The 22,802-nt window shown below is 62.9% G+C and carries 19 protein-coding genes; 2 read left to right on the plus strand and 17 right to left on the minus strand.

The features are described 5' to 3' along the window. Positions 1–7 precede the first annotated feature (7 nt). The 17 genes from ACO08C_RS10155 to ACO08C_RS10235 all read right to left on the minus strand — a co-directional run bounded on the left by ACO08C_RS10155 (position 8) and on the right by ACO08C_RS10235 (position 18,088). Entirely contained in the window at positions 8–694 is a 687-nt protein-coding gene (locus ACO08C_RS10155; RefSeq protein WP_421785402.1) for a hypothetical protein, read from the minus strand. An 11-nt stretch (positions 695–705) separates the two neighbouring features. Beyond that, the gene (locus ACO08C_RS10160; RefSeq protein WP_421785404.1) at positions 706–2,883 is read right to left on the minus strand and encodes a reprolysin-like metallopeptidase; all 2,178 of its coding nucleotides are present in this window, start codon (positions 2,881–2,883) and stop codon (positions 706–708) included. A gap of 143 nt (positions 2,884–3,026) precedes the next feature. After that, positions 3,027–3,506, minus strand: a complete 480-nt coding sequence (locus tag ACO08C_RS10165; protein ID WP_421785406.1) for a hypothetical protein — start codon at positions 3,504–3,506, stop codon at positions 3,027–3,029. After that, on the minus strand, positions 3,503–3,988 hold the full coding sequence (locus ACO08C_RS10170; RefSeq protein WP_421785407.1) for a GspMb/PilO family protein: 486 nt from the start codon (positions 3,986–3,988) through the stop codon (positions 3,503–3,505). Before ACO08C_RS10170 ends, ACO08C_RS10165 begins: the two co-directional genes overlap by 4 nt. Then, positions 3,985–5,007: a PilN domain-containing protein gene (locus tag ACO08C_RS10175; protein ID WP_421785409.1), complete on the minus strand. Its 1,023-nt coding sequence runs from the start codon at positions 5,005–5,007 to the stop codon at positions 3,985–3,987. Before ACO08C_RS10175 ends, ACO08C_RS10170 begins: the two co-directional genes overlap by 4 nt. Next, positions 5,004–5,882: a hypothetical protein gene (locus ACO08C_RS10180; RefSeq protein ID WP_421785410.1), complete on the minus strand. Its 879-nt coding sequence runs from the start codon at positions 5,880–5,882 to the stop codon at positions 5,004–5,006. Before ACO08C_RS10180 ends, ACO08C_RS10175 begins: the two co-directional genes overlap by 4 nt. Beyond that, positions 5,879–6,511 carry a prepilin-type N-terminal cleavage/methylation domain-containing protein gene (locus tag ACO08C_RS10185; protein ID WP_421785412.1) on the minus strand — a complete coding sequence of 211 codons (633 nt, stop codon included), beginning with the start codon at positions 6,509–6,511 and terminating at the stop codon, positions 5,879–5,881. The genes ACO08C_RS10180 and ACO08C_RS10185 overlap by 4 nt, the downstream gene beginning before the upstream one ends. Next, positions 6,508–6,846, minus strand: a complete 339-nt coding sequence (locus tag ACO08C_RS10190; protein ID WP_421785414.1) for a prepilin-type N-terminal cleavage/methylation domain-containing protein — start codon at positions 6,844–6,846, stop codon at positions 6,508–6,510. The genes ACO08C_RS10185 and ACO08C_RS10190 overlap by 4 nt, the downstream gene beginning before the upstream one ends. After that, positions 6,833–7,306, minus strand: a complete 474-nt coding sequence (locus ACO08C_RS10195; RefSeq protein WP_421785415.1) for a GspH/FimT family pseudopilin — start codon at positions 7,304–7,306, stop codon at positions 6,833–6,835. The genes ACO08C_RS10190 and ACO08C_RS10195 overlap by 14 nt, the downstream gene beginning before the upstream one ends. Next, positions 7,278–7,679 (minus strand): type II secretion system major pseudopilin GspG, encoded by a 402-nt coding sequence (gspG, locus tag ACO08C_RS10200; RefSeq protein WP_421785417.1) that lies wholly within the window; start codon positions 7,677–7,679, stop codon positions 7,278–7,280. Before gspG ends, ACO08C_RS10195 begins: the two co-directional genes overlap by 29 nt. Positions 7,680–7,689: 10 nt before the next feature. Further along, positions 7,690–8,886, minus strand: a complete 1,197-nt coding sequence (locus ACO08C_RS10205; protein ID WP_421785419.1) for a type II secretion system F family protein — start codon at positions 8,884–8,886, stop codon at positions 7,690–7,692. Then, on the minus strand, positions 8,886–10,502 hold the full coding sequence (locus tag ACO08C_RS10210) for a GspE/PulE family protein (RefSeq protein WP_421785421.1): 1,617 nt from the start codon (positions 10,500–10,502) through the stop codon (positions 8,886–8,888). The genes ACO08C_RS10205 and ACO08C_RS10210 overlap by 1 nt, the downstream gene beginning before the upstream one ends. Further along, entirely contained in the window at positions 10,502–11,554 is a 1,053-nt protein-coding gene (locus tag ACO08C_RS10215) for a rhamnan synthesis F family protein (protein WP_421785423.1), read from the minus strand. The genes ACO08C_RS10210 and ACO08C_RS10215 overlap by 1 nt, the downstream gene beginning before the upstream one ends. Further along, positions 11,551–13,584: a class I SAM-dependent methyltransferase gene (locus ACO08C_RS10220; RefSeq protein WP_421785424.1), complete on the minus strand. Its 2,034-nt coding sequence runs from the start codon at positions 13,582–13,584 to the stop codon at positions 11,551–11,553. The genes ACO08C_RS10215 and ACO08C_RS10220 overlap by 4 nt, the downstream gene beginning before the upstream one ends. Before the next feature lie 94 nt (positions 13,585–13,678). Then, positions 13,679–14,440: a prepilin peptidase gene (locus ACO08C_RS10225; RefSeq protein ID WP_421785425.1), complete on the minus strand. Its 762-nt coding sequence runs from the start codon at positions 14,438–14,440 to the stop codon at positions 13,679–13,681. Further along, on the minus strand, positions 14,437–16,467 hold the full coding sequence (gene gspD / locus ACO08C_RS10230) for a type II secretion system secretin GspD (RefSeq protein WP_421785427.1): 2,031 nt from the start codon (positions 16,465–16,467) through the stop codon (positions 14,437–14,439). The genes ACO08C_RS10225 and gspD overlap by 4 nt, the downstream gene beginning before the upstream one ends. Before the next feature lie 70 nt (positions 16,468–16,537). Next, complete coding sequence (locus ACO08C_RS10235; RefSeq protein WP_421785429.1) at positions 16,538–18,088, minus strand: ArnT family glycosyltransferase; 1,551 nt, start codon at positions 18,086–18,088, stop codon at positions 16,538–16,540. Positions 18,089–18,427: 339 nt separating this feature from the next. Between ACO08C_RS10235 and ACO08C_RS10240 the strand changes: the two genes are divergently transcribed. Continuing rightward, a complete protein-coding gene (locus tag ACO08C_RS10240) occupies positions 18,428–21,640 on the plus strand; it encodes a TonB-dependent receptor (protein WP_421785431.1) in 3,213 nt (1,070 codons plus the stop codon). A 112-nt stretch (positions 21,641–21,752) separates the two neighbouring features. Continuing rightward, on the plus strand, positions 21,753–22,769 hold the full coding sequence (locus ACO08C_RS10245; RefSeq protein WP_421785433.1) for an agmatine deiminase family protein: 1,017 nt from the start codon (positions 21,753–21,755) through the stop codon (positions 22,767–22,769). Positions 22,770–22,802: the final 33 nt, after the last annotated feature.

The following is a 22,802-nucleotide window of genomic DNA, read 5'->3' on the forward strand; positions in this document are numbered from 1 at the left end:
GGCAGGATCAGTTGTCGTTGCCTTCGGCGGCTTGCAGCGCATTGACCAAAGCCTGCAAGTCCTGCTGGGCGCGGAGTGTGGCTTCGGCAAGCGCCGCTTGAGTCTCGGGATCGAGCGCATAATCGTCATCCGACCCATTGGTCGGTGACGGTGCGGCCGCACCGTCGGCCGACGCAACGGCAGCGTTCGAGTCTGCGGCCTCCCCGGACTGGACGCCGTTCTCGGCATCGATCAGCGGCTGGACCTGCCGCTGCAGCATGTCGCTGACGCGAGCGCCGTCCTCTTCGGATACCCCCTCCGATATCCGCTCGACGCGCAATCTTTGACTTTCGTCGGGCGCTTCGCCGCTGCGGCCCGACAACAATACAACGCGCTGAAGCTGGCTCTGGGTTTGTGGCGTATCGCCATAAACCAGCGCATAATCATAACCGGCAAGCAGGCGGGCGAGGATATCGCCGAGTTCGCCGCTGAGATCCGCCGTGACGGGCCGGTCGTCGATGAGCCGGTCGGCCCCAACCAGACGAAAATCGGCTTCGTCCCGAAGGGCGTTCAGGACTTCTGACAGGGCGTCGCCGTCTGCCGAGACCTGCCACTGATCGTCCGATTGCCGGACCGCGATCTCCGCCCCGGCAGAGGCCGTGATCAGCGCGAAAGCCGAAATCGAAAAGCCCAGCACCGGCAGAGACGGTCTCATTTTGTTGCTCCTTACTGCGTACGCACGGCCACGCTCGTCGCGCCGCGCGGCAGCGAGCCCTCATTAAACCGTATAAAGATACGATTTGTCGACGGATCGGACGGAATGGCGTTTCCGGTGCCGCGGACAAATACTGCGAAGGTCGCTGTTGTATTGGTATTCAACACGGCATTTACCGAGTTGGACCGGGCCGTGACACAGGCGCCGCTGGCATCGGTTCCGCATAGCTCGATTGTCTGAATTTCGAGAGCGCGTCCGGCGGTATCAGCCGTCGCCGTTATTAGCGCGCCCTGCCCGACATTTGTAATCGCCACCGAGGCGACGCCGACCATATTTCCCGTCGTCGGGATATCGACCCAACCATCATTATTGAGTGTCGCCGCGAGCGCGATGACATCCGCGACATTTGTCGCGGAAGACACGAAGGTCAATGAATTGAGCCCAACCACAAACTCGTCAGACCGGCGGTTGTCGCAGAATGCTTCGATGAACAAATCCCGTTCGTCATTGCCGCTGGGAACGGCACTCCCGACAGCGTTTGTGTTGTTATCGAAAGTATCCGCAGAGGTGACGCCGAACACGAAAGTCTGGCTGGCCCCCGCGGCAATGTCGACCGGCGTATTCGCGGAGCCGGTCAACGCATTACTGGAATCGGTTGTCTGGTAAGTGAAGGTCGAGGCATCGGATCCAGCGAGACGCAGACCGCAGCCGGCCGCGGTGGAATTGGACGAGGCCGGATTGATCAGCGTGGCAAAAGCCGTCGCGGTTTCGCCATTCTGAACCGAACGCGTAATCGGCAGCACAGCGGAGCGGATACGCGGAACTTCGGCCCGGAATGCAGTGACATTCAAGCCCTCCTCGCGGGCTGCCCGAGCATTGTCGGCCGGATCCTGGGCATCGTTGCTGCCGCACGGTGCTCCGTTCGGGCACAGCGTGATGTCGGGGTTCGAGAAATACGGGACTTCCTCTTCGTTGGGGCCGGCGCCCGGGCAATTGACGGACCCTTCCGAGCCGTAGGACATGATCGTGCGAAACTCGCAATCGACGCGGTGGCCATGGGCGAAATCGCGGACGCCGGCACCGTCTGTCGTGTCTTCGCGATTGTGTGCGAAACCGAGATTGTGGCCGATTTCGTGAGCGAAGGTGAGGGGCGAGCAGAACGCATATCCATTGCCGAGATTGGTATCGTTGCCATCGATGAAATCGCTGACCACCGAAACGCCGTTCGGCGCATCAGCTTGTGTTATCGCGTCTTGTTGGCCGCCATTGACGAAAGCGACGCCGCAGCCCGAACCGGACCGGTTCACGGCGCCCGAGCCACGATAGTGCCGGCGAACGAGTGCGACGAGATCGGCTCCCACGGCATCACGGATGCCCGCCAGTGCGCTGAAATCCTGTCCGGCACCGCCCGGCGCATTGTCAGACGGGATGCCATTCCCGGCGCCATCCTGCAGATCGTAAAGCGTGTCCTCATTGCTCGCGGTTTCGCTGGCGCTGACAGCGCTTAGATGGACGAGGCGGGCCCGCAAGCCGGTATCGCTGTCGATCAACGCCTGATCGAGCAGCGCGACGAGATACTGGATCCGCCCGCCAAGAGCGATGCCCCAGAGATCGACCATGCTTTGCGAATGCACGACGGCGATATCGATCGTCCCGTTCGAGCCAACGGCGACAGCCTCGGCCGTCAGGTCGGCTGCGAATTCGGGCTGGCTGTCTGCAAATTGTGTGGCAACCGAACCGGCGGACGGCACCACCGCATCATCGCCCCAGGGCTCCAGGAAAGCGGTTTCCGGGTGCCGGAAAATGCGATGACCGCCACCTGCGGCCGGGACGATTTCCCAGACGCCCTCGGGCGTCGCGATCCGTCCAAACGTAATGCCGTTGAGCTCGGAGATGATCACCCGGTCGGCGATGTCGCCGCCTTCGAGCCGGCCGATCCAGGTCCGGGCGCCGAGCGCCTGCTCGTCAATCCGGTCGAGCTCCGCCACATAACCCCGTCCGAAGTTGAGCGTGATCGTGTCGCCTTCCCGCATCGTCATGATGTCGGGCGACAGATTGGCGAAACGAACATCATTGGCCGGGCCGTCCGAATAAGCGAGCGTTTGAACGCCGCGGAACATATCGTCCGCAGCGGCCAAGGAGGCCATGGTCACCGACAAGCCAAATGCTGCGATGATCGACTTTAACATACTCATACTCCTCGATGCCCGCGCGGGTCAGCGGCCAGTTCCCAGCTGGCGGCGAGCATAACGGCAAAACGAAGGCCTGCAACGCTCGGACGCGGTGCGGATGATGACGATTTCATGGCGTCTGCGGGGCCGGCGAAACGAGATCAATTCTCGTCGTCGCCGATGAAAAGTCGATAGCTTGACGATCCGTTCGATACTTCGATCGAGGTGCGGTTGATCGCGTCAATTCGCCAGCCCTCGATGCGGTCGCCGACATAGGCCCGAACCGTCTCGAGGCCGGTCCGGATGGTCGCGACGCCACCGGTTTCGGTGGTGCCAATTCCCACCACGACAAAGGCCGGCTCGCCATCGCCGGATTGCGGCGGCAGCGTGGTTTCGCCCTGTAGAGGTTCGGGGATCGCGGCCGGCCGCCGATCGGGCCGGAAAAGCGGGCGTTCCTCAATCGCATCGAACACGGCATAGGGCGGCAGGAAGTCTCCCGATTCCTGCGCGATCACAGCTGTTTGTGACGGCGGTGCCGGCCGGACAATGCCCTCATCGTCGGTCCCGATGACCTGACGCAGCACGAGCAGCACGGTCAAAATGCCGGCCACGACCAAAAGCAGGGCGAGGCGCCAATTCATGATTCTTGCCCTGGCTCGCGGCGTGCCCGCACGGTGGCGGTTAGCTGCAATTCGGTTGACCGGCGGATCGGCACGATCCGGGCCTGCTCGACGATCAGTGCTGGCAATCCGGATTCCAGGGCGTGAATGAGTTCAGCCAGGTCGTCGAGTTCACCTTCCGCTTGAAAGACAATGACCATCAGAAGCGGGTCCTCGCCGGACGGGGCGTCGATTTGTACCCGGCTCGCGGTGACCCCCGCATTGCGGGCTGCCGACGTCAGGCGGCTTTGCAGATTCGAACTGGCGATCGCGAAATTCTCGCCCGGTATCAGATAGCGGGCCGGATCGGCGGCGGGCGGCAGCGCGCCGTCAGCTTCGGCCTGGGCAATGTCCGATTTGAGCTGCGACCAGCCGATTGCCGCGATCGTGAGCCACGCGATCAGGATCAGCGGAATCAATGCCGCCGCGATCAGCGCCAGACGCTGTTGAAGTTCGGGTGTCATGAGCCCGGCTCCTGCGGCACGATCCGGTGGCGCGCCGTCAATTGAAAGCGCTCGCGGCCGGAGTCCTCGTCGCGCACTGTTGCGCCGTCGAAGGCGGCATCCACGAATTCCGGGGCCGCGTCGAGCGCGCGCAGGGCCGCGGCGGCATCCCAGGCCAGGCCCGTTATCACAATGGTGCCGTCCTCATAGGCGAAATTCGATATGTAGGCCCCGTCTGGCAGGCGTCGGCTCAAGTCGGATAGGGCCACAACAACGGAACCTGACCGCGCCTTCGCGTTGGCATGATCGATTGCGGCTTGAAGACGCACCTCCAGACTGGCCGGGCGTTGGGCGGCTTCAAGCCGGGGTTCCAGCCGCCACTGGCCGTCGGCGGCCAGACCGGCAATGACCGCGGATGACAGCAGGCTTAGTCCCGCCAGCCATGCGAAAGCAGACCGCCCCGCAGAGGGCGCGCTGCGGCTCTGCCGGAGGTCAATGACCGGCGGTGCCAGAGGGTCATCGTGTTCAAGATCGACGGCATCTGGCGAAAGTCCGAACTCCGCTGTGCGTGCCATTGCCGTTTCGAGCGCTTCGCGCCGCACGATGGCAACGGGAATGCTGATCCTGTCGTCGGATTCTGCCATCCTGCCACGATCGGCCGCGAACACGATGTCTTCAGGCGGCAAGGGCGAGAGGCGCGGCAGTGCCAGCTCAACCGCCTCGTCCAGATGCCGCCGCGCCGCAGACGGAAAACTCGCCGTGCGGCGAAATCCGAGGGGACCGGCGATACGCAGCACCAGCGGACCCTTGCGGCCGAGCCGGCCAATTTCTGCCCGGGCCGTTGCGGGATCTTCTTCGGCGCGGAGTTCAACGCTTTCGCCGTCGCTATTGGTATAGCGGATGCCGGAGGCGTCATAGCGCAGGACCCGCCAGTTGCGCGAGAACAGGCCGCCAATGCCGGGCAGATCGGCGGCGGCGCTATCGACATGGTCCCGCCATACCGCCACGGCGCGCAAGATCGGACTGAAAATAGCGGTCAACGGTCTGACTCCGGGTCGAGAAAGTCTGCATACCCCATGACATGGCTATGCTGCGAGAGCCTATCATACAAGGTTGCCTCTCCCGGCATGCTGATAATGATTTCGCGCGCCCGCTGTGCACGCCCTGTCCCTTCCGCCTCAATGAACACGGCGTAGATGCCGGACGAGGACGGATCGGCTTGCGCCGCGTCGCTCAAGACAGGCGGTGGCCGGTTGGCACGGCGTGCGGCGAGAATCCGGCGGGCTTCACTGTCGGACAAGCCGGAGGCTGAGATCAATTCCGCCGGGGCATAGACTGCCGCGATGGTTTCGCCGCCATTGATAGTGAGGAAGGGCGCGATGGTCGTGAAAATGGCTTCATCCACACCCAGTACATTCCGGAACTCCGCGACAGCCAAAAACGGCCGATTGGGGGGTGGCGGCAGCCGGTTCGCCCGGTAGGCGGCGGCTTCTGCACCGCTTTCCCTGACATCGTCGTCCGGATCCCGCCAGTCGGCTACCGCATTCGCTATCCGGCGCGCGGTCAGCGGCGAGATGTCTCGTTCGACCAACAGCGCATCGAGTACGGCGATATCGCCTCGATTCAGGTCGAACCGGCCGGTTTCTGCGAGGGCTCGGACGTGAACCACAATGTCATCGATACGGATTTCATAAAGGCGCCCGTCGCCGATCCACGGATCGTCGTCGCGAGATAGTGCCAGTGCCGTGCGCGCGGTTGCGGCGTCAATCGCGGCTGCGAGTTCCAATTGTTCCAGATCGGCGAAAGCGTGGGAGGTTGATTGCCTTGCGGCAAGCGCGGTCATGCTCGCCGTTACGGACAGCGTGCCGAGCAAGGCGACGACGATCAACAAGGCAATGCCGCGGCGTCCGGTCATGGCGCCGGCTCGTCGTCCGGTTCCGCGATTGCGGAAGGGCGCGGCAGCTGTGCCAGCATCGCGGGAGTGGATTCGTCCGGTCCGATGAGCGCGACGAATGCCGGATAGGCGCCGGTATCGGTCCAGACCGGCTGCAAGCGTGTGAGCGTGTTGCCATAGCGGAATTCAAGTCCGCCATTGAGTGGCAGGTCCCAGCTTTCAAACCGGGCACCGGCGGGTGCGCCAAACTCGGCCAGGTTTGCAATCGGACGCCGCGACAAGCGCAAGCGGGGCGCGAGGTTCTCCTCCTCATCCGCCGCCAGCAGTTCCAGCCGGTATTCATAGAGGCCGGCGCGAGACGGATAACCCGGATCCGCAGCGATAAAGGCCAGGCGGCCGGATTCGCCCGAAAACAGCGTCTGCGGCGATCCGCCGGCTTCGGTGCCGGCGCGGTTGGCCGGGACCAGATGGTCGATCCGGCTTCTGATAGCGCCCGAGACCGCCATCATGGTTTCGCGCTCGGCCCGCACGTTTGTCAGGCGCGACTGAAACTCGATGGTTCGCCGCACGCCTTCAGACATGATCGCGATCGCCACAGCCGTCAGCGTCAGGGCGATCAGGATCTCGGCCAGTGTGAACCCCCGTTTCATTGGCGGTCTCGCGGCGTGACGGGGCGGTCGAAACGAAGATCGTAAGCGCGGCCGGAGGCGGCCGTCAGACGGATGTGGACCTCCTCCAGACCGTCATAACCGGGCGCTGGGCGGGTCGTGATTGTCCACGCAAAGCCATCGGTTTCGCCGGTTCCTGGCTCCGGTTCGAAGCGCAAAAATTCCGTAAGGCGGACCGCAGCGCGGGCCTCGTTGGCGGCGCGTTCGGCATTCGCCGCGGAAGCATAGACCTGGTAAATCGCGGCAAGCCCGGCGCTGGCCAAGGCTAACGCAACAACCGTTTCCAGCAATGTGAATCCGCGCTTAGTCGATCTCATCGGCCGCGATCTCCTCCACGCTGCCGGTCAACCAGCTGATACGGGCTGCGGCCTGCTGTTCGTCAAGCGTCATCAGAATCGTACCGCCCGTCGCCGCTCCGTCCGGGAAGAAACGGATGCTCGCCCGGTCTCCGTCGAGTTCGCGCTCCGCAACGGTTGCGCGGATGTCGATGCGCGGGTCGAGCCGGATGACACTGTCCGATGACGATAGGGCTATCGTCCGCGCTTCGGTATCGAGAGTCAGCAAGGTATCGCGTCCGGTCAGCCGCGCTTCGCTGCGGGCCGCGCGGGCGGCCTGTTCGAGGCGATCGAGTGAATTATTGAGCCGGCTTTGAGGGGTGGCGCGGAACAGGGCCGGCGCGGTCAACGCGACCGCCAGTCCCAGCACAATCAGAACGACGAGGAGCTCCGTGAGGGTGTAGCCCCTGGCGTTATTGCAGCGTTCGGAAGATGTCCTCATCCTCACCTTCGCCGCCTTCCTCTCCGTCGCGGCCATAGGTTCCAATGCGGGCCTGGCCGTCGCCCAGATATTCATACACGTAAGGCCGATTCCACGGATCATCCGGCACTCCGCGGCCCTCTTCCATCACCAAAACAGACAAGCCTTCGGTGGCATCGGGATAATCGCCGTTCTCGAGCCGGTAGAAATTGAGCTGTGTGGTGATGCTTTCGAGCTGGGCGGCTGCCGTATCCGTGTTCGCCCGTCCGACAAAGCGGAACAGTTGTGGACCGACCAGGGCCACGAGCAGGCCGAGAATGACCAAAACGACGATGATCTCCGTCAGCGAGTAACCGCTGCGTCCGTCGTTCTTTTGCAAGCCGTTGACCGCCATCCAATGCCTCTTAAAGCCCCACATCGTTGATGCTCACCATAGCAGACAGTATCGAAACGATCACGAGGCCGATGGCAATGCCGGCCAGCACAATCACGGCCGGCTCGACGATCCGGGACAGTAATCGCGCATTCTGTTCGAAACGCGTTTCGTAAAAGCTGGCGAGCCGTTCCGCCGCGAGGCCCAGATCGCCGGTTTCCTCCCCCACGGACAGCAGCTCGGCGGCCAGGGGCGGCAATACGTCGGATGCCTCGACGCGTTCGGAAAAAGCGCGCCCCGTCCGGACTTCAGCCAATGCCTCCGACAGGCGGCGAACGGCCCACAGATTGCCTGCTGCACGCGACGCCAGACGCAAAGCCGGAACGGCCGAGAGGCCATTGTGCAAAAGCAGCGCCAGGACGCGGCAGAAACGGGCCGCGATCAATGTGCGGCTGGCGGTGCCGAGCAGTGGCACTTGCAGGATTCGCCGGTCGAAGGCTTCGCGTATCGCCGGGCGGGCCAGTGCGAAACGAATGGCCATGACGATCAATGCGATGGCGATAACGATGAACGGGCCGAACGTGGCCAAAGACCGCGACAGGCCGAACACGAACGCTGCCTGAGCCGGAATGTCGCGCCCGATCTGATCGAACAGGTTTTCGAAACGCGGGACGACAAAGATCAGCAGCCCGGATACGGCGACCGTGGCCAACACCAACAGAAAAGCAGGGTAAACGAGCGCGCCACGCACCGACGCTTCCACGGCCTGGCGGCGCTCGCGGGCATCCGCGAGCTCGCCCAGCGCCCGCCCCAAAGCGCCGCCGGCTTCGCCGGCTTCCGCAATTTCGGGAAAGGGCGGCGGGAAGATCTCGGGCCGCTTGGCAAAAGCTTCGGACAGAGATGCGCCGCCTCGCACATCGGCCAATAATGCGTCGGCCGCCGATTTCAGCTTCTTGTCGGCGGCATGGCGCGACAGTGCGGCCAGCGCCGGTTCAATACTGAGCCCCGCCGCGATCAGCACGGAAAGTTCGCGTGCAATACGCGTGGCGAGGCGGGCCGAACCGGCGGCCGGCCGTGGAACAGGCTTTTCGCGCGCGGTCTGAATCTGGATGGGGGTAAGCCCCCGCGCCGTGACCATCGCCGCGGCAGCTTGCCGGTCTGCCGCTTCGATCCGGATGGATTCCTCGCCGCCATCCGGCCGGATCGCTCGGATCGCGAACCACGCCATCACAGGACTCCGAGTACGCGCTCGACCTCGGCCAGGCTGGTCAAGCCGGTTTCGACTTTTGTTTTGGCGTCATCGTGGATGGATTGAATTTTCTTCTTTCGCGCCAGCTTCTCGATGTCTGATGCGGCGACCCCCGGCTTGAGAATGTCCGACAGCTCATCCTTCATGTCGACAAACTCAAATACGCCGACACGGCCGCGGTAACCGGTTTCGGCACAATGACTGCAACCGACCGCTTTCCACGCGGCTTTCAGGCCTTCCGGCGGGGTGTCCGGTTTCCGGCAGTCGGGGCAGAGGCGGCGCACGAGCCGCTGTGCAATCGACAAGCGCAGGGTCGAGCGCAGCAGGGCCGGATCAACGCCCATGTCGATCAGGCGCGGCGCGGCGCCTGCTGCCGTATTGGCGTGGACGGTCGCCAGCACGAGATGTCCCGTCAGAGCCGCATTCACGGCGATTTCAGCCGTCTCGCCGTCACGCAGCTCGCCGACCACGATGACGTCCGGGTCATGGCGCAGGACCGACCGGAGCACACTGGCAAAACCGAGGCCGATCGGCGTATTCACGGCGATCTGGTTGACCCCTTCGATCTGATATTCGATCGGATCCTCAATCGAGATCAGCTTGCGATCGGTCGTGTTGAGCTGGTCGAGTGCTCCTGCCAGCGTTGTGGTCTTGCCGGATCCGGTCGGGCCGGTCACCAGGATCAGGCCGAAGGGCGCGTTCAAATGCGCTGTCAGATGATCGCGCTGGGCTGGCGACAGGCCGAGATCGTCAAGCTTGACGTCCGTGTCGCGATCTTCGAGCAGCCGAATGGTCACGCTTTCGCCATGTGCCGTCGGCGCTGTCGCGACACGAAGATCGAGCGCGCGTCCGGCAATCGTAATGCGCGCCCGCCCGTCTTGCGGCCGCCGGCGCTCGGCAATGTCGAGATTGGCCAGGATTTTGACGCGGCTGGTGACGAGCCGCGCGAGACCGGGCTTGGGTGACGGCCGCTCGTGAAGCACGCCGTCGATCCGAAAGCGAACGCGGAGACGGTCGCGGAACGGTTCGATATGAATGTCAGATGCGCGCGATTTGAGAGCGTCGGCAAAGAGGTCGTTTACGAGCCGGACAACGGGCGCCTCGCTGGCGAGATCCTTGAGGTCTTCGCCATCACGGACATCGTCTGCGAACATATCGTGTGCTTGTCCGCGCTGGCCGTACAAGCGGTTCAATGCGGTCTCGATATCCGCGAATGGTGCGACGCGGATCTCCACCTGCTTGCCAGTCGCGAGGCGCACACCTTCCGCTGGCGCGGGATCGGTCGGATCCGCCACAGCCAAGGCTATCCGGGTGTCGTCTTCGGCAATCGGCAAAGCGGTGGCGTCTTGCAGGAATTGAGGCGAAATGTTGCCGGCTTCGATTGGGCGTTCAGGAAACTCCGCGATCGCGATCCGCGGGACGCCGCTGGCTGCCGCCAAGGCTTCCGCGATGGCATTGTCAGAAGCTGCGCCCAGTCGCTTCAACGCTCGCGGCAGGCGTTCGCCGGTTTCCGCCGCCAGCCTTTTTGCGCGGGCAATGTCGACTTCGGACAGTCCCGCGATCGTGTCGATCCAGCTGGTGTCCACCGCCGCCATCACACTACCCGGTTTTTTGCGATGGCGCGCAGGTGCCGGACGATCAGGTCCGGATCGTAATGGCTGTTCTCGGCGACAATGTCGCTCCATTCATAAAGGCGCGGCATGCCGATGGGGTTAGCCGTCAGCACTTCCCGCTTGAGGTAGGGGAACCCTCCGATGATGAGCTGATCCCAGAAGAAATGACAGGGATTCATCGGCGCGCCGGCATCGGCGAATTCGAGCATCCGTTGCAGCAGCCGGCGGTGCCGTTTCGAAAGGCTTTCGTCCGCCAATACGTTATTGTCGCGGACGTGGTTCGCAAAGCCTGTGACCAGTTCGCGGTAAGGAAACAGCGCGGCACATTTCAAGCCGTGCTTTTCGAAACGCCCAGTCAGGCCGATTTCCAGCCGGTTGATGGTCCAGGACTTCGACTGAACATGCTTCCAGTTCTGCCATAGCGCTTTCACCCAATCGTTTTGCAACGCCGTTTTGTGAAGCAGCAGAAAATAGCTCTGCAGATGCCAGCGCGTATCCCAGCTATCGGTCATGCCCCAGACGTCGGCTTTTGCCGGATCAGCTTTCCTGATCAGCTGATCGAGCGGATGAAAGGCACCGTAAATGCTGTCATTGATCAGGATGAGCGAGTTTAACCGGTCGTAATTGGGCGCCAGGAGTAGACCGTCGCGATAAGCGCCGAAGTCATAACCCCGGTTGTGCCGCCAAGCGACCAGAGCGCAATGTGCGCGAGCCTTGTCCATCTCCGATTCCGGAAATTCCGGACTGTTGGACACAAGTATGACCGAGCGCCCGGCCGCTTTTAGCGACTTCATGTGTTCGATCAGGAAATCGTGAATCCGCCCGCGGGCATCCCAGGTTACCAGAACCGCCACATCGGTGGCGGCCATCAGATCGTCTGAACCTTCCCAGGTTTGGCGGACCAAGGAGCGCGGCCCGATGAGTGTGGCGATCAGCCAGGAGGTGAACTGGGCAACATAGTCCTTGCGCTCGCGCTGATCGAAGACCCAGCGCCACGGCCACTTCATCCAGCGAAAATAACGGCGCCAGCTCAATTCGCCGCCTCCTTCGACCCCGACTGTGCGCTATACCTAGCCGTCAATTCCTCGATCTGCGAGCCTAAAAGTGGATCGATAGGGCGCTCTTTTTGTAATTCTGCCAGCAAGTTGGGTAATATTTGCGATCGATGATCGGGTGCCAGGCGTTCCGCGGCGATGGCTTGATGAAGCCGCGCCTCGGCACGCGCGTCACCGCTGGCTTTTTCTGCAGCAATTCCAAACCAGGTCGTGGCTGCCGCCGGATCGGCGGCCATGTTGAGATGAAAAATGCCGAGCGCGAAGGCCACCGGTTGCGGTATTGCGGATTGGCCGCCGGTGGCCACCAACTGCACGGCCAAACGCTTCGCCGCCGCGTTGTCCCCGGCGTTCACTGCGTCGATTAAGGCCTTGCCGGGATCTGATTGGCGGCTTTCAAGCGCCGCCATTCGGTCTGCAAACACCTGTTTTTCGCGGGGGTCGCTCATGGCTTCAATGGCTCGACCGTACCAGAGACGGGCGGCGTCGGCTTGTCCGCGATCGGCGAGCGTGCTGGCCAGTCCGGCAGCGGCATAGCCCTGTCCGACGGTCATTGTCTCACCGCGCTCGGCCATGAGCTCCAAGTGTCCCCGGACGATGGGTTCGATCGCGGCGACGGCGCCGGATCGGCCGGTCAATGTGCCGGATGCATAAACCCTGAAAGCAATTCGGCGCCATTCCGGTTCCAAGTCTTCACCGATGATTCCCAGGGTCTGGCGTAGGAGATGCGTGGCTGCGGCGGGATCGGCCTCTGCTTGCAAGTCGGCAATCGCCAGCCGGCTGCGAATCCCGAGATCCTCGGTTTCGCGGCACGCCGCATACATGGCGGAAAACACGGATCGCAGCGTGGAGGAGATACGCGCGGCGGCTTCAAACGCCGCAATTGCCTCTGATCGCTTTCCGGTTTCACGATGGACACAGCCCGCATAGTAGAGCGCGATAACCAAGCTGAACGGATGGTGCGCAGCAAACCTGCGAAGACGCTTGCGGCGCCCTTTTTCGCTGTCGTCAAAGCGGGGCTCGAGGCCCGCGGGCGAGTTCAGGTCGAGGCCGTAATCGCGAAGCCAGCGCTGCTGGATCTTGCGGCGCACCTCCTCGGCCGGTGTCCACTGTGCGGTATGAACGAATTCCTTGAGCAAGCGGACGGCAAAGCCGGCGAAAAATGCGGGATCCGATCCCAATTCGTCGAGCCGAGCGGCCAAGTATGACTGTAGCCGTGAGCGATCCAAACGGGCGTCGAAACCGGCCTCAATGCCTTTATGTGCTGCGGCGGCGGTGAGGGAGGTCCCGTTTTGGCGGACTTTGACGTGGCTGTAGCCGGCGCGGCGCAGTGCTGATTCAAGGCCGCGCTTCGAATAGATCACGAGATGATGGCCCGCCGTGATAACGGGCAGCAGCCGGTTCAGACCGGCGTCTGGCGTCACGACCGCCGCGTCCGGCGTGGTGAGAAGGAGAAAGCCATCGGGCGAGAGCGCAGCGTCCAACGCCTCGAGGAATGGGTCGGGATCTTTGACGTGTTCGATCACTTCAGACGACAACACAAGGTCAAAGGAGTTGTCGGCCAATTCATGATCCGGATGCAGGTATGCCGGGATATGGTTATGGCCCAGATCGCGGGCACCGGTCCGGGCAAGAAAGGATGGATCTATGTTCACGGCCGTCCAACCGAGTTCGCGGCTGGCAAAATCGACCGAGAAGCCGTACCCGCCGCCGACTTCGAGAAATTGCGAGACGTCGTCCAAGGGAGTCCACGCGAGTGGCGCGAGCATGGCATCGAGTCCGGCGCCGACTTCCAGATAGAATTTCCGAGCGAGATCGGCGTCTTTGCGGCTCTCGTATTCGAATACTTTCGCGTCGGGATAGTGAAGTGTGCCGCAATGTCCGCATTGGTAGAGTGCGAAGCGTTCGCGCGGCTTGAAGGGCGGATTGGCGTCGAGGCGCTTCGCCATCAGATGGGTGTCGTGGCATGCGGGGCAGGTCAGCTCGCGCCAAGCGTTCTCGCGCCAAACCATCCAGGGTTCCGCCCAGAGACCCGCGGATTTGCGGGCGCGGGACCGACGAGGGCCGATCTGGAGGGCGGGGCGGTTGAACACGGGAAAAACCTTATCACACAGTTGCTTGGATGAGGTCCGGCAAACAATAGGCGAGAAAACACCCGGCCGCGAGGCCGGGGCCCAGCGGTACCGCCGTTTCGGCGCTCGCCTTGCGCCCGAACACATGGGCTATGACCACAATGAGCAGTGTTGCACCCGCGCCGATCGCCACAATCCATGGCAATGCGAAGGGCCCGGTCCATGCGCCGCCCGCTGCCAGCAATTTGGCATCGCCCAGGCCGAGCCCGTCACGACCACGCAATTGACGGTATGACCAAGCGATCAGGCCGAGGCTTGCGAATCCGAGCATTGCGGCCAGCGCAGCCTGCATAAAAGCGTCCGGACCGCGGCCGAGATAGGCCAAGCCCAGACCGGCCGGTATCAGTCCGAGCGTCACGACATCCGGCAGCAGGAAAGTCCGCAGATCGACGAGTGCGCCGAACAGTAACACCCATCCGAAAAGGGCGGCGGCCAGCGTCCAACCGCCATCGAACGCGGCAACCGCGATGATGGCGATCAGCAAGGCGCAGATTTCGCCGGCAGGATGCACGCGCGTAATCGGGTTTCCGCAGGCGGTGCAGCGTCCGCGCTGGATCAGATAGCTGACGATCGGGACCAGCTCCCAAGGCCGGAGCCTGCGGCCGCATTCATCACAGGAGGACCGTCCCTTGACGATGCGTCCCCAGTCCGGCCACGCCCTCGACGATGCCGTCACGAAGCTGCCGACGAACGGTCCGGCGGCGATCAGGAAAACGTCTAGAAAGGTGGCGATCAATTGGTGTCCGGCGCGAGCAGTTCCATCCGTCGGCGGATCTCATTGGTGACGGCGGCGGCTTCCTCGTCGGTCTCAATGACCCGCGGTGTCAGGAAGATCAGCAGTTCGGTCCGCGATGTGGTCACCGACGTCTGGCCGAAAACATCTCCGAGAACAGGAACCCGCGCCAGTCCCGGAATGCCGTCGCGCGCCGAGTCCCGGCTTTCGTCAATCAGGCCGCCCAGGATAACGGTCTGCCCGGAGCGGATCGATACCGTGGTGGACAGGGACCGGGTAGAAATCGTCGGCGTCAGCGTGCTCGCCGTGCCGCTGGCAACATTCGAGACTTCCTGCTCGATATCGAGGGTCACCATGCCGGTGGAGGACACACGCGGGGTCACGGTGAGCAGCACGCCCGTGTCGCGGAATTCGACGCTGTTTACAACGGGAGAATCGGGATTGATGACCGAGTTCGATTGGCGGGTCACGATCGGCACCTGATCGCCGACCTGGAAATTGGCCGTTGCGTTATCGCGTACCAGAACGGTGGGTGATGACACCACGGTCAGATCCGTAACGCTGGATAAGGCATCGAGTGCAGCGCGCGCATTACCGCCGGTTTCGAGGATCATGTTGAAACCCGGGAAGGTGCCGTCGGCATCAAATCCACTGACCCCGAAGCCGCCCCGCAGATCGTCGCCAATTCCGTCAACGCCATCGCCCTCGAAGAAAAATTGCACGCCATAGCGGAGCGTGTCGTTCAAGGTCACTTCGGCGATGACGGCTTCGATCACGACCTGGGCGGGCGTGCGGTCGATGGCTTCCAGAGCGCGTTCGACAAGGGCCTGTCCGGACGGGTCGGCGAGGACCAGAATCGCGTTGTTGATGGTGTCGGCAATGACCCGGATCCCGCCTCCATTGCGGCTCCCCGAGCCGCCGGAGGACGACGCCGTGCCGGTTTCGAGATCGGGTGCGACGCCCCCAAGCGCGCCGTCGCCGAGGAGCTCATTGAGCAGGGCAGCGGTCTCTTCAGCTTCGCCGTTCTCGAGAAAATATGTGCGCAAGGTCGAACCGTCGGCGCCGCCGATATCCAGCCGGCTGATCCAGCCACGGGCCTGATCCAGCAAGGCGCGGCTGGGCGCGATGGCAAGAATTGCATTAAGTCTTTCAACGTCTTGCAGGCGGAGTGCACCGGTCGAGCCATCGCCGGCGGAGGCATAGATGGTCCGCACTTCCTCGATCACGTCTTCGGCATTGGCGTTGGCGAGCGGGATAAGGGCGACCGACATGCCGGCCATCCAGTCGACATCGAAGGCCTGCGCGGCCGCCGCCGCATTGCGCCGTTCCGGCGCGGATCCGACGATCAGAAGCAGGTTCCGGGCCGGGTCCGCGCGCAGGGCGCCGGGCCGCGTCACCACCGATTCCATCAAAGTTCTCAATTCGTTGGCGGAAATGTATTCCAGCGGAACGGCGGTCACCCCCCAACCCGGCTGATTGGCACCGGTGACGCGCGCCAGCCCGGCTGTCTGGGCTTCGCCGGCCGGCATGACGCGGTAGACGCCGTCGGTGGATATCAGGGCCGCATTGTTGACCGAGAGGCTGGCTTCGAAGAGCGCCAACAGGCCCTCACGCGACAGCGGGCGGGGTGTATTTACCGTGACCCTGCCCTGAACCCTCGGGTCTATTGAATAGGGCTCTTCAAGGAGGTCCCCGAAGATCGTCTGGGCGGCTTCATCGACACGGGCGTCGGCGAAGTTCACCGTGAAGGATCCGCCCGGCAGTGAATCGGCGCTCAGACGGCCGCTCCGGACGCGCTGGCCGCTGCCATAGACGACCTGTTCCTGCAAACCGTCCGTGGTCCCGCCCCCCTGGATCGTCTGGCTCCCGGTGGCGCGGGTTTCGCCGGTATTGGTGAGGGGGTTGGTGTCCGGCAGGCGCGAGAGCGGACCGTTCCCCGGCCCGGCGGATGACGACGAAGCGGCGCAGCCGGCCAGCACCGCCGCCAAAAAGGCGACGCCCAGTCCGCGGACCCAGTTCATCCCTGCCATACGCACAATCCCTTGCATCCGGATGACGCTAGTTAAACCGTTGCGGCGTCCGCTTGCAAAACGTTTCCACCTAATCGCCCCCGCGGCGGGCGGCGTCAGCCGCCGCCTGGGCGTCCTCATAAGCCGCCGTACGCGGCATGCGTTGATATCCGGTTGCCGCATACAGGACGAAACGCCGGTCGGCATGACCACCCGTCGAAATCGCGATCTCGCCGATTTCGGCGGTGTTCGCGAAATCGGCCGCAAGGCGCGCACGATCGAAGGCGCGCTCGGAAACAATCAGGAAGGGCCCTTCGGCCTGCGGATCAAGCGCCCAGACCGCCTCGGCATGATTGTGCGGTGCCGCATAGCGCTGCCACATCCGCAACGGCGTGTCCCAGTCACCGCCATATCGCTGCATCTGGTGGAAGACGTTGCGGTTGTCGAAGACGATGGCCGTGTAGGCGTCGCGCTGTGCCGCCGCGGCGATCGCCTCGGCGGTTTCGGGCCAGGCGCGCAGATGCCGGATGCCGCGCGTCAGATCGTGACTGCCCGCGATCGCCGGTTGAATGGCAACCGCCGAAATGCCGGCTGAAAACACCAGGCCGATGGCGACCGAAACCGCCAGCAAACCGCGCCGCCAGGCGGCGCCGCGCAGCAGCAGGCAAACGACGAGCAGGGTTCCCGCGACATAGGCCGAGGCCGCCCAATTGGCATGGGCGCGGCTGATGAAGGCCTGGCCGGCGACCACCAGCAGGGGCGGCAGGCTGAACAGGGTCAACAGGCGGCCGGTCTGCCATTGCGCATCGTCAAAGTGCCGCCAGGCGGTCCAAGCCGCGGCCAGCAGGGCGGGAAAGAGCAGAAGTCCGAACACGCCGAACTGGCCGGCGAGAAACTCCAGCAATTCCTCGAAATTGAAGAGCCGGCCCTGCCAGTTGGCATTGGCCGCCGTGTGCTGGACGGTGGCGAAATCATTGGCCGCATTCCAGGCGAGGTTCGGCGCGATCAAGGCGAGCACGATCAGTCCGGCGGCCAGTCCTTTCAGCGTCAGCAAAGCTTGCCGCGATGGACGATCGATCAGGACCGCCAGCCCCAAACCCACCAAGAAATAGATCGCTGCGTATTTGGCCAGAAAGGCCAGTCCAAGGAAAATCCCGAGCCCGACAGCGGTGCGCCATCCGGCGCCGGATCGCAGCCGCCAGAACAGGAAAAAAGCGCCGGCAAGGAGCGGCAGCAGCGTCGCGTCCGTCGAGATCACCAGGCCCGACAGGCCGATCCCGGGCAGTGTCAGATAGACGAGCGGCGCCCACAGCGCCGCCCATCCCGGCCGCATGTCGCGTGCGGTGTACATCAGAAAAGCCGCGCCCATGGCGTGAAACAGGATGGAGGGCAGGCGGATCGCAAAATCGGTATCGCCGAGCAGGCCGGTCGAGGCGGCTATGACCCAGGCGATCAGGGGCGGCTTTGAGAAATAGCCCCAGTCAAACGTCTGCGACCAGATCCAATATTGCGACTCGTCCGGATAGAGCTGCAGTTGGGTTAGCGCGAGCACGATCACGCGCAGCGCCGTTATGGCCAGAATAACGGTCCATCCCCACGTCAAAGGTGATAACGACTCAAGATATCCGGCCCGGCGCGACATGGGCGCTTCCTGCCCGACCAGAGTGTAACATACAAGCCTCACTCCAGACGAAATGCGCAGTGGCGAGTTGGGGCGATCTCCGCCCGGATGGTCATCTTGTGGAAAGAATCCGAAACGGGGATCGATAGCAAATACTGCGGTTATCCAACGTCCTGCATACCAGTTCTTGACCGTCAGGCCGCTTCCCTTGTGCGCAGCAAAAACCCCACCCGCGGAAACCGTCACAAAAGCTTTGCAATTGAGTCATTGAACCTTTTCGCGGAATCCGTAATTCGCCGCCGTGTTTAACCGGGGGGCGCCTGCGTCCCCGCCTCTCGACTCGGTGGAATTGGAAGAACCATGTCATTCACTCGCAAGCTCTCTTACAGCGCGGCCGCTGCCGCCCTGTTTGCCCTGGCAGCCCCGGCGGCTGTGTACGCACAGCAGATCACATCGAACATCCGCGGCAGCGTGGCTTCGCAAGACGGAACGCCGGTGCAAGGCGCCAGCGTCGTTATCGTCCACACGCCGACCGGAACGGCCTCCTCAACGGTCACCAACACGTCCGGCCGGTTCACGGCAACGGGCCTGCGCGTTGGCGGCCCCTACACGGTCACGGTGACGGCGCCGGGATACAGCAGCGAGCGCGTCGAAGGCCTGTTCGCTTCGGCCGGCGAATTCGTCGATGTTCCGGTAACGCTGTCCTCCGGCACGGTGGACGACGTGATTGTGGTGACCGCCTCCGCTCTGAACTTGGGCGGCCTGGCGACCGGCCCGTCGCAAGCCTTCAATGTCGACGACATCAACGGCCTGCCGTCGATCAGCCGCGACCCGCGCGACCTGGCACGCATTTCCGGTTTTGCCAATCTCGATCCGGAAAACGGCGACGCGCTGTCGATCGCCGGTTCGAACAACCGCTACAACTCGTTCACGGTTGACGGTGTGACGCAGAACGACCTGTTCGGCCTCAATTCCTCGGGTTTCCCTTCGGAAAACCGCGGTCCGGTCTCGATCGATGCGCTGGAATCCCTGACCCTGGAAGTTGCTCCGTTCGACGTTCAGTTCTCGGGTTTCACCGGCGGCACGCTGAATGCGGTGACCCGTTCGGGTACCAATGAATTCCACGGCTCGCTCGCATACTACTGGACCAATCAGGACCTGGTGGGCGACACGACCGAAGGCCGCAATTTGACCTCGGCCGACTTTGAGGAAACCACCTGGTCGGCGACGCTCGGCGGACCGATCATCGAAGACCGTCTGTTCTTCTTTGTGTCCTACGAGCTGTTCGACCGCACCGACCCGCTCGGTGAAGCGCCGACCGGCGGCCCGGCAGCCCAGTTCACGGAAAGCCGCGTAACCCAGGCCGAAGTCGACCAGATCCTCGGAATCATGCAGTCGGTCTACGGTCTCGACCTGACCAACTTCACCGAAGCCGATCTGACCAATGAAGACGAGAAAATCCTTGTTACCTTCGACTGGAACGTGAACGAAGACCACCGCGTCAAGTTCACCTACAACTCGAATGACGGCACCTCGACGCAAGAGCGTAATGACGGTGCGAGCATCGGTACGCCGTCGACCTGGTACAACCGGGCGGAGCAGACCGAAACCTACGCGCTTCAAGTGCTTTCTGACTGGACCGACAATTTCTCGACCGAGTTCCGTTATTCCTACTCGACCCAGCAAACCGGCCAGAATTCCTATGACGGTGCCGATTTCGCGAACTTCCAGATCCAAACGCCGACCGGCGGCACGGTCTCGGTGGGTCCGGACTTCTTCCGTCATGCCAACGAGCTTGAAAACGAGCTGACCCAGGTCCTGATCCGCGGTGAATATGTCGCCGGCGATCACCTGATCTCGGCCGGCTTCGAACGCCGCGACCAACAGACGTTCAACCTGTTCGTCCCGGGTTCCGAAGGCGCGTACGAGTTCGACTCGATCACCGACCTGCAAAACCGCACGGCGTCCTCGCTGTTCTACCAAAACGCCGTGACCAACAATGAAGACGATGGCGCCGCCAACTGGGACTACGCCATCAACTCCTTCTACCTGCAGGACGAACTGACCTGGAGCGATGCGCTCACCCTTATCTTCGGTGTGCGCTATGAAAGCTATTCGGCGTCCAACAACATCACGCCGAACGCCCAGTTCGCGTCGCGCTACGGCTTCACCAACACGACGACGATCGACGGCCTCGACATCTGGATGCCGCGCTTCGCCTTCAACTATGACTGGGACCGCCAGTTCTCGGCCGGCCTCATTGAAACCACGGGCATCACGCTGCGCGGTGGCTATGGCGCCTTTTCCGGCGGCAGCCCGGCTGTGTGGATTTCCAACAGCTATTCGAATGACGGTGTGACGATCGACTCGATCTTCCTCGGTGGCCCGATCACGAATGTCGATGCCGTGAACCTGCCGACCGCCGCCACGACCGGCCTGGCCGCCGGCGATGGCAGCGTGAATGCGCTGTCGCCCGACTTCGACGTGCCGTCCGTGTGGCGGGCTTCGTTGGGCGCCGATGTCGAATTCCGCATTGCCGATGTGGAAGGCTTCCTGTTCACCTTCGACGCCCTGTTCGACGAGCGCCGTGACTCGCCGTTCTGGTATGACGCCTCCTGCGTCACGCCGGTTGCACAGTCGCCGGTGGACCAGCGTCCGATCTACGATTGTTCGACCGCGCGTCAGGACATCGTCGTGCGCAATGTCGACGGTGGTGCGGGTACGATCTTCTCCTACTCGTTGGAGAACGAGTTCGACAATGGCATCTCGTTCTGGCTGAGCTACACCAACCAGGACATCGACGAAGTGCACCCGGGTACGTCCTCGACGGCGACGTCGAACTATTCGGACCACGCGACGTTCGATCGTCAGAACCCGCTCAACCGTCCGTCGAACTATGAGATCGAGCATCAGATCAATGCCCGTCTCGGCTGGCGTCATGCCTTCTTCGGCGATTACGAAACCCGTGCGGAACTGTTCATGGAACGCCGTTCCGGCCGGAATTTCTCGTACACCTATGGCTACAGTGAAGGCCCGGGCCGTATCTATCGCCGCATCTCGCCTTTCGGTATCAATGAGCGCGCGGCTGACGATGAAGGCACGCTGTTCTATGTGCCGGAAACGGATGCCAATGGCCGCGTCACGATGACGTCGGATCCGCGGATCAACTATACCGCCGGCTTCGATATCGACGGTTTCAACCGTTACCTGCAGCAAACCGGCCTGATCAATTATGCCGGCCAGATCGCTCCGGCGAACGGGTTCACCACGGACTGGTCGACGATCTTTGATCTTCGCCTGAGCCAGGAAATCCCGGCCTTCTTCCCGCAATCGGCTCGCGGTATCTTCTACATGGATATCGAGAACTTCGGGAATTTGCTCAACGATGACTGGGGCCGTTACGACCTCATTCGTTACGAGTACTTCCAGCCGGTGGTCGAGCTGTACGAATTCGATCGTGCGGCCGGCACCTACACCTATGACGATGCGCGCGGCATCCCGCACTCGAACGAGTTCCGGGTCTCCCGCCGCTCGCTGTGGCAAATCCAGTTCGGTGTCCGTTACCAGTTCTAGGACTGTGTAAACGGATCATCCGGATCCAAGATCGGGGCGGCTCTTTCGGGCCGCCCCTTTTCTTTTGCGCGAAGTGCTGGCGGGGATATCGCCGCCGTGCTAGCGCACCGGCATGACACAGACCGCTCATATTCCGCACGAATTCGCCCCGCAGGACCGGATCTTCACCTGCTGGCCTGCCGCTGCCGACCTCTGGGAAGACAATCTTCTGCCGGCGCAGGCGGAATTCGGTGCGTTTGTGAAGCTGTTGGCCGGCGACAAGGCGCAGCGCCAAGCGATGACCGTGATTGCGGCGAGCGATCAGGCCGAGGCTTCCGTGCGCGAGCATCTCGCTGACCGCGTGGACATCACTCGCGCAGCGTATGGGGATGTCTGGGCCCGCGATACCGGTCCGGTGTTTCTGTCGTCTCCCGACGGGCCTATCGCGGTGCGCTTCCGCTTTAATGGCTGGGGCGGCAAGTATGAGCTGGCGGGCGACGATACGATCGGGGGCGTCATCGCGGAGGCGGCTGGTGCAACGGTGAAGTCCGTCGATTTCATCTGCGAAGGCGGTGCGCTGGAGTTCGATGGCACGGGCGGGGTGCTGACCACGCGGCAATGCCTTTTGAACGCCAACCGCAATCCGGGCATCATCGAAGCGCAGGCCGAGGCCGTGCTGAAGTCTGCCCTGGGCGTGGATAGCGTCTACTGGATCGAGGACGGGTTGCGCTTCGATCATACCGACGGTCATATCGACAATATTGCGCGCTTCCTTGCGCCTGGCGTGGTGGTTTGCCAGTCACCGAGCGGCACCGATGACCCGCAGGCGGAGGTGCTGATCGCAATATGTGACCAGCTGCGCGGGCTGAAACGACCGGATGGCCAACCCTTCGAAGTCATTGAAATTCCCTCGCCAGGACGGGTCGAGGACGCGGACGGCGAGCCCATGCCTGCCTCGCACATGAACTGGGTGAGCGCCGGGTCACGGCTTGTCATGCCGGTTTTCGACGAGACTCGCGGAAATCTCGCGGCCCGGGCCTTGCAAGAGGTGCTGGTTGATAAGACAATATTAACGAGTCCGGCGCGGTCGATCCTGTCGGGCGGCGGGGCTTTTCACTGCGTGACCTGTAATCTTCCCCGCTTGCCTTAAGCCGCGCGGCTCCGCCGTTTGTGAGGGGAAGGG

This window comes from Hyphobacterium sp. (assembly GCF_965229905.1).
Classification (GTDB): Bacteria; Pseudomonadota; Alphaproteobacteria; order Caulobacterales; family Maricaulaceae; genus Hyphobacterium.

Bases quoted from the DNA above. Each gene is read 5' to 3' on its own strand.
- ACO08C_RS10155 (WP_421785402.1), bottom strand. From the start codon at position 694: ATGAGACCGTCTCTGCCGGTGCTGGGCTTTTCGATTTCGGCTTTCGCG.
- ACO08C_RS10160 (WP_421785404.1), bottom strand. From the start codon at position 2,883: ATGTTAAAGTCGATCATCGCAGCATTTGGCTTGTCGGTGACCATGGCC.
- ACO08C_RS10165 (WP_421785406.1), bottom strand. From the start codon at position 3,506: ATGAATTGGCGCCTCGCCCTGCTTTTGGTCGTGGCCGGCATTTTGACC.
- ACO08C_RS10170 (WP_421785407.1), bottom strand. From the start codon at position 3,988: ATGACACCCGAACTTCAACAGCGTCTGGCGCTGATCGCGGCGGCATTG.
- ACO08C_RS10180 (WP_421785410.1), bottom strand. From the start codon at position 5,882: ATGACCGGACGCCGCGGCATTGCCTTGTTGATCGTCGTCGCCTTGCTC.
- ACO08C_RS10185 (WP_421785412.1), bottom strand. From the start codon at position 6,511: ATGAAACGGGGGTTCACACTGGCCGAGATCCTGATCGCCCTGACGCTG.
- ACO08C_RS10190 (WP_421785414.1), bottom strand. From the start codon at position 6,846: ATGAGATCGACTAAGCGCGGATTCACATTGCTGGAAACGGTTGTTGCG.
- ACO08C_RS10195 (WP_421785415.1), bottom strand. From the start codon at position 7,306: ATGAGGACATCTTCCGAACGCTGCAATAACGCCAGGGGCTACACCCTC.
- gspG (WP_421785417.1), bottom strand. From the start codon at position 7,679: ATGGCGGTCAACGGCTTGCAAAAGAACGACGGACGCAGCGGTTACTCG.
- ACO08C_RS10205 (WP_421785419.1), bottom strand. From the start codon at position 8,886: ATGGCGTGGTTCGCGATCCGAGCGATCCGGCCGGATGGCGGCGAGGAA.
- ACO08C_RS10210 (WP_421785421.1), bottom strand. From the start codon at position 10,502: ATGGCGGCGGTGGACACCAGCTGGATCGACACGATCGCGGGACTGTCC.
- ACO08C_RS10220 (WP_421785424.1), bottom strand. From the start codon at position 13,584: ATGGTTTGGCGCGAGAACGCTTGGCGCGAGCTGACCTGCCCCGCATGC.
- gspD (WP_421785427.1), bottom strand. From the start codon at position 16,467: ATGGCAGGGATGAACTGGGTCCGCGGACTGGGCGTCGCCTTTTTGGCG.
- ACO08C_RS10235 (WP_421785429.1), bottom strand. From the start codon at position 18,088: ATGTCGCGCCGGGCCGGATATCTTGAGTCGTTATCACCTTTGACGTGG.
- ACO08C_RS10240 (WP_421785431.1), top strand. From the start codon at position 18,428: ATGTCATTCACTCGCAAGCTCTCTTACAGCGCGGCCGCTGCCGCCCTG.
- ACO08C_RS10245 (WP_421785433.1), top strand. From the start codon at position 21,753: ATGACACAGACCGCTCATATTCCGCACGAATTCGCCCCGCAGGACCGG.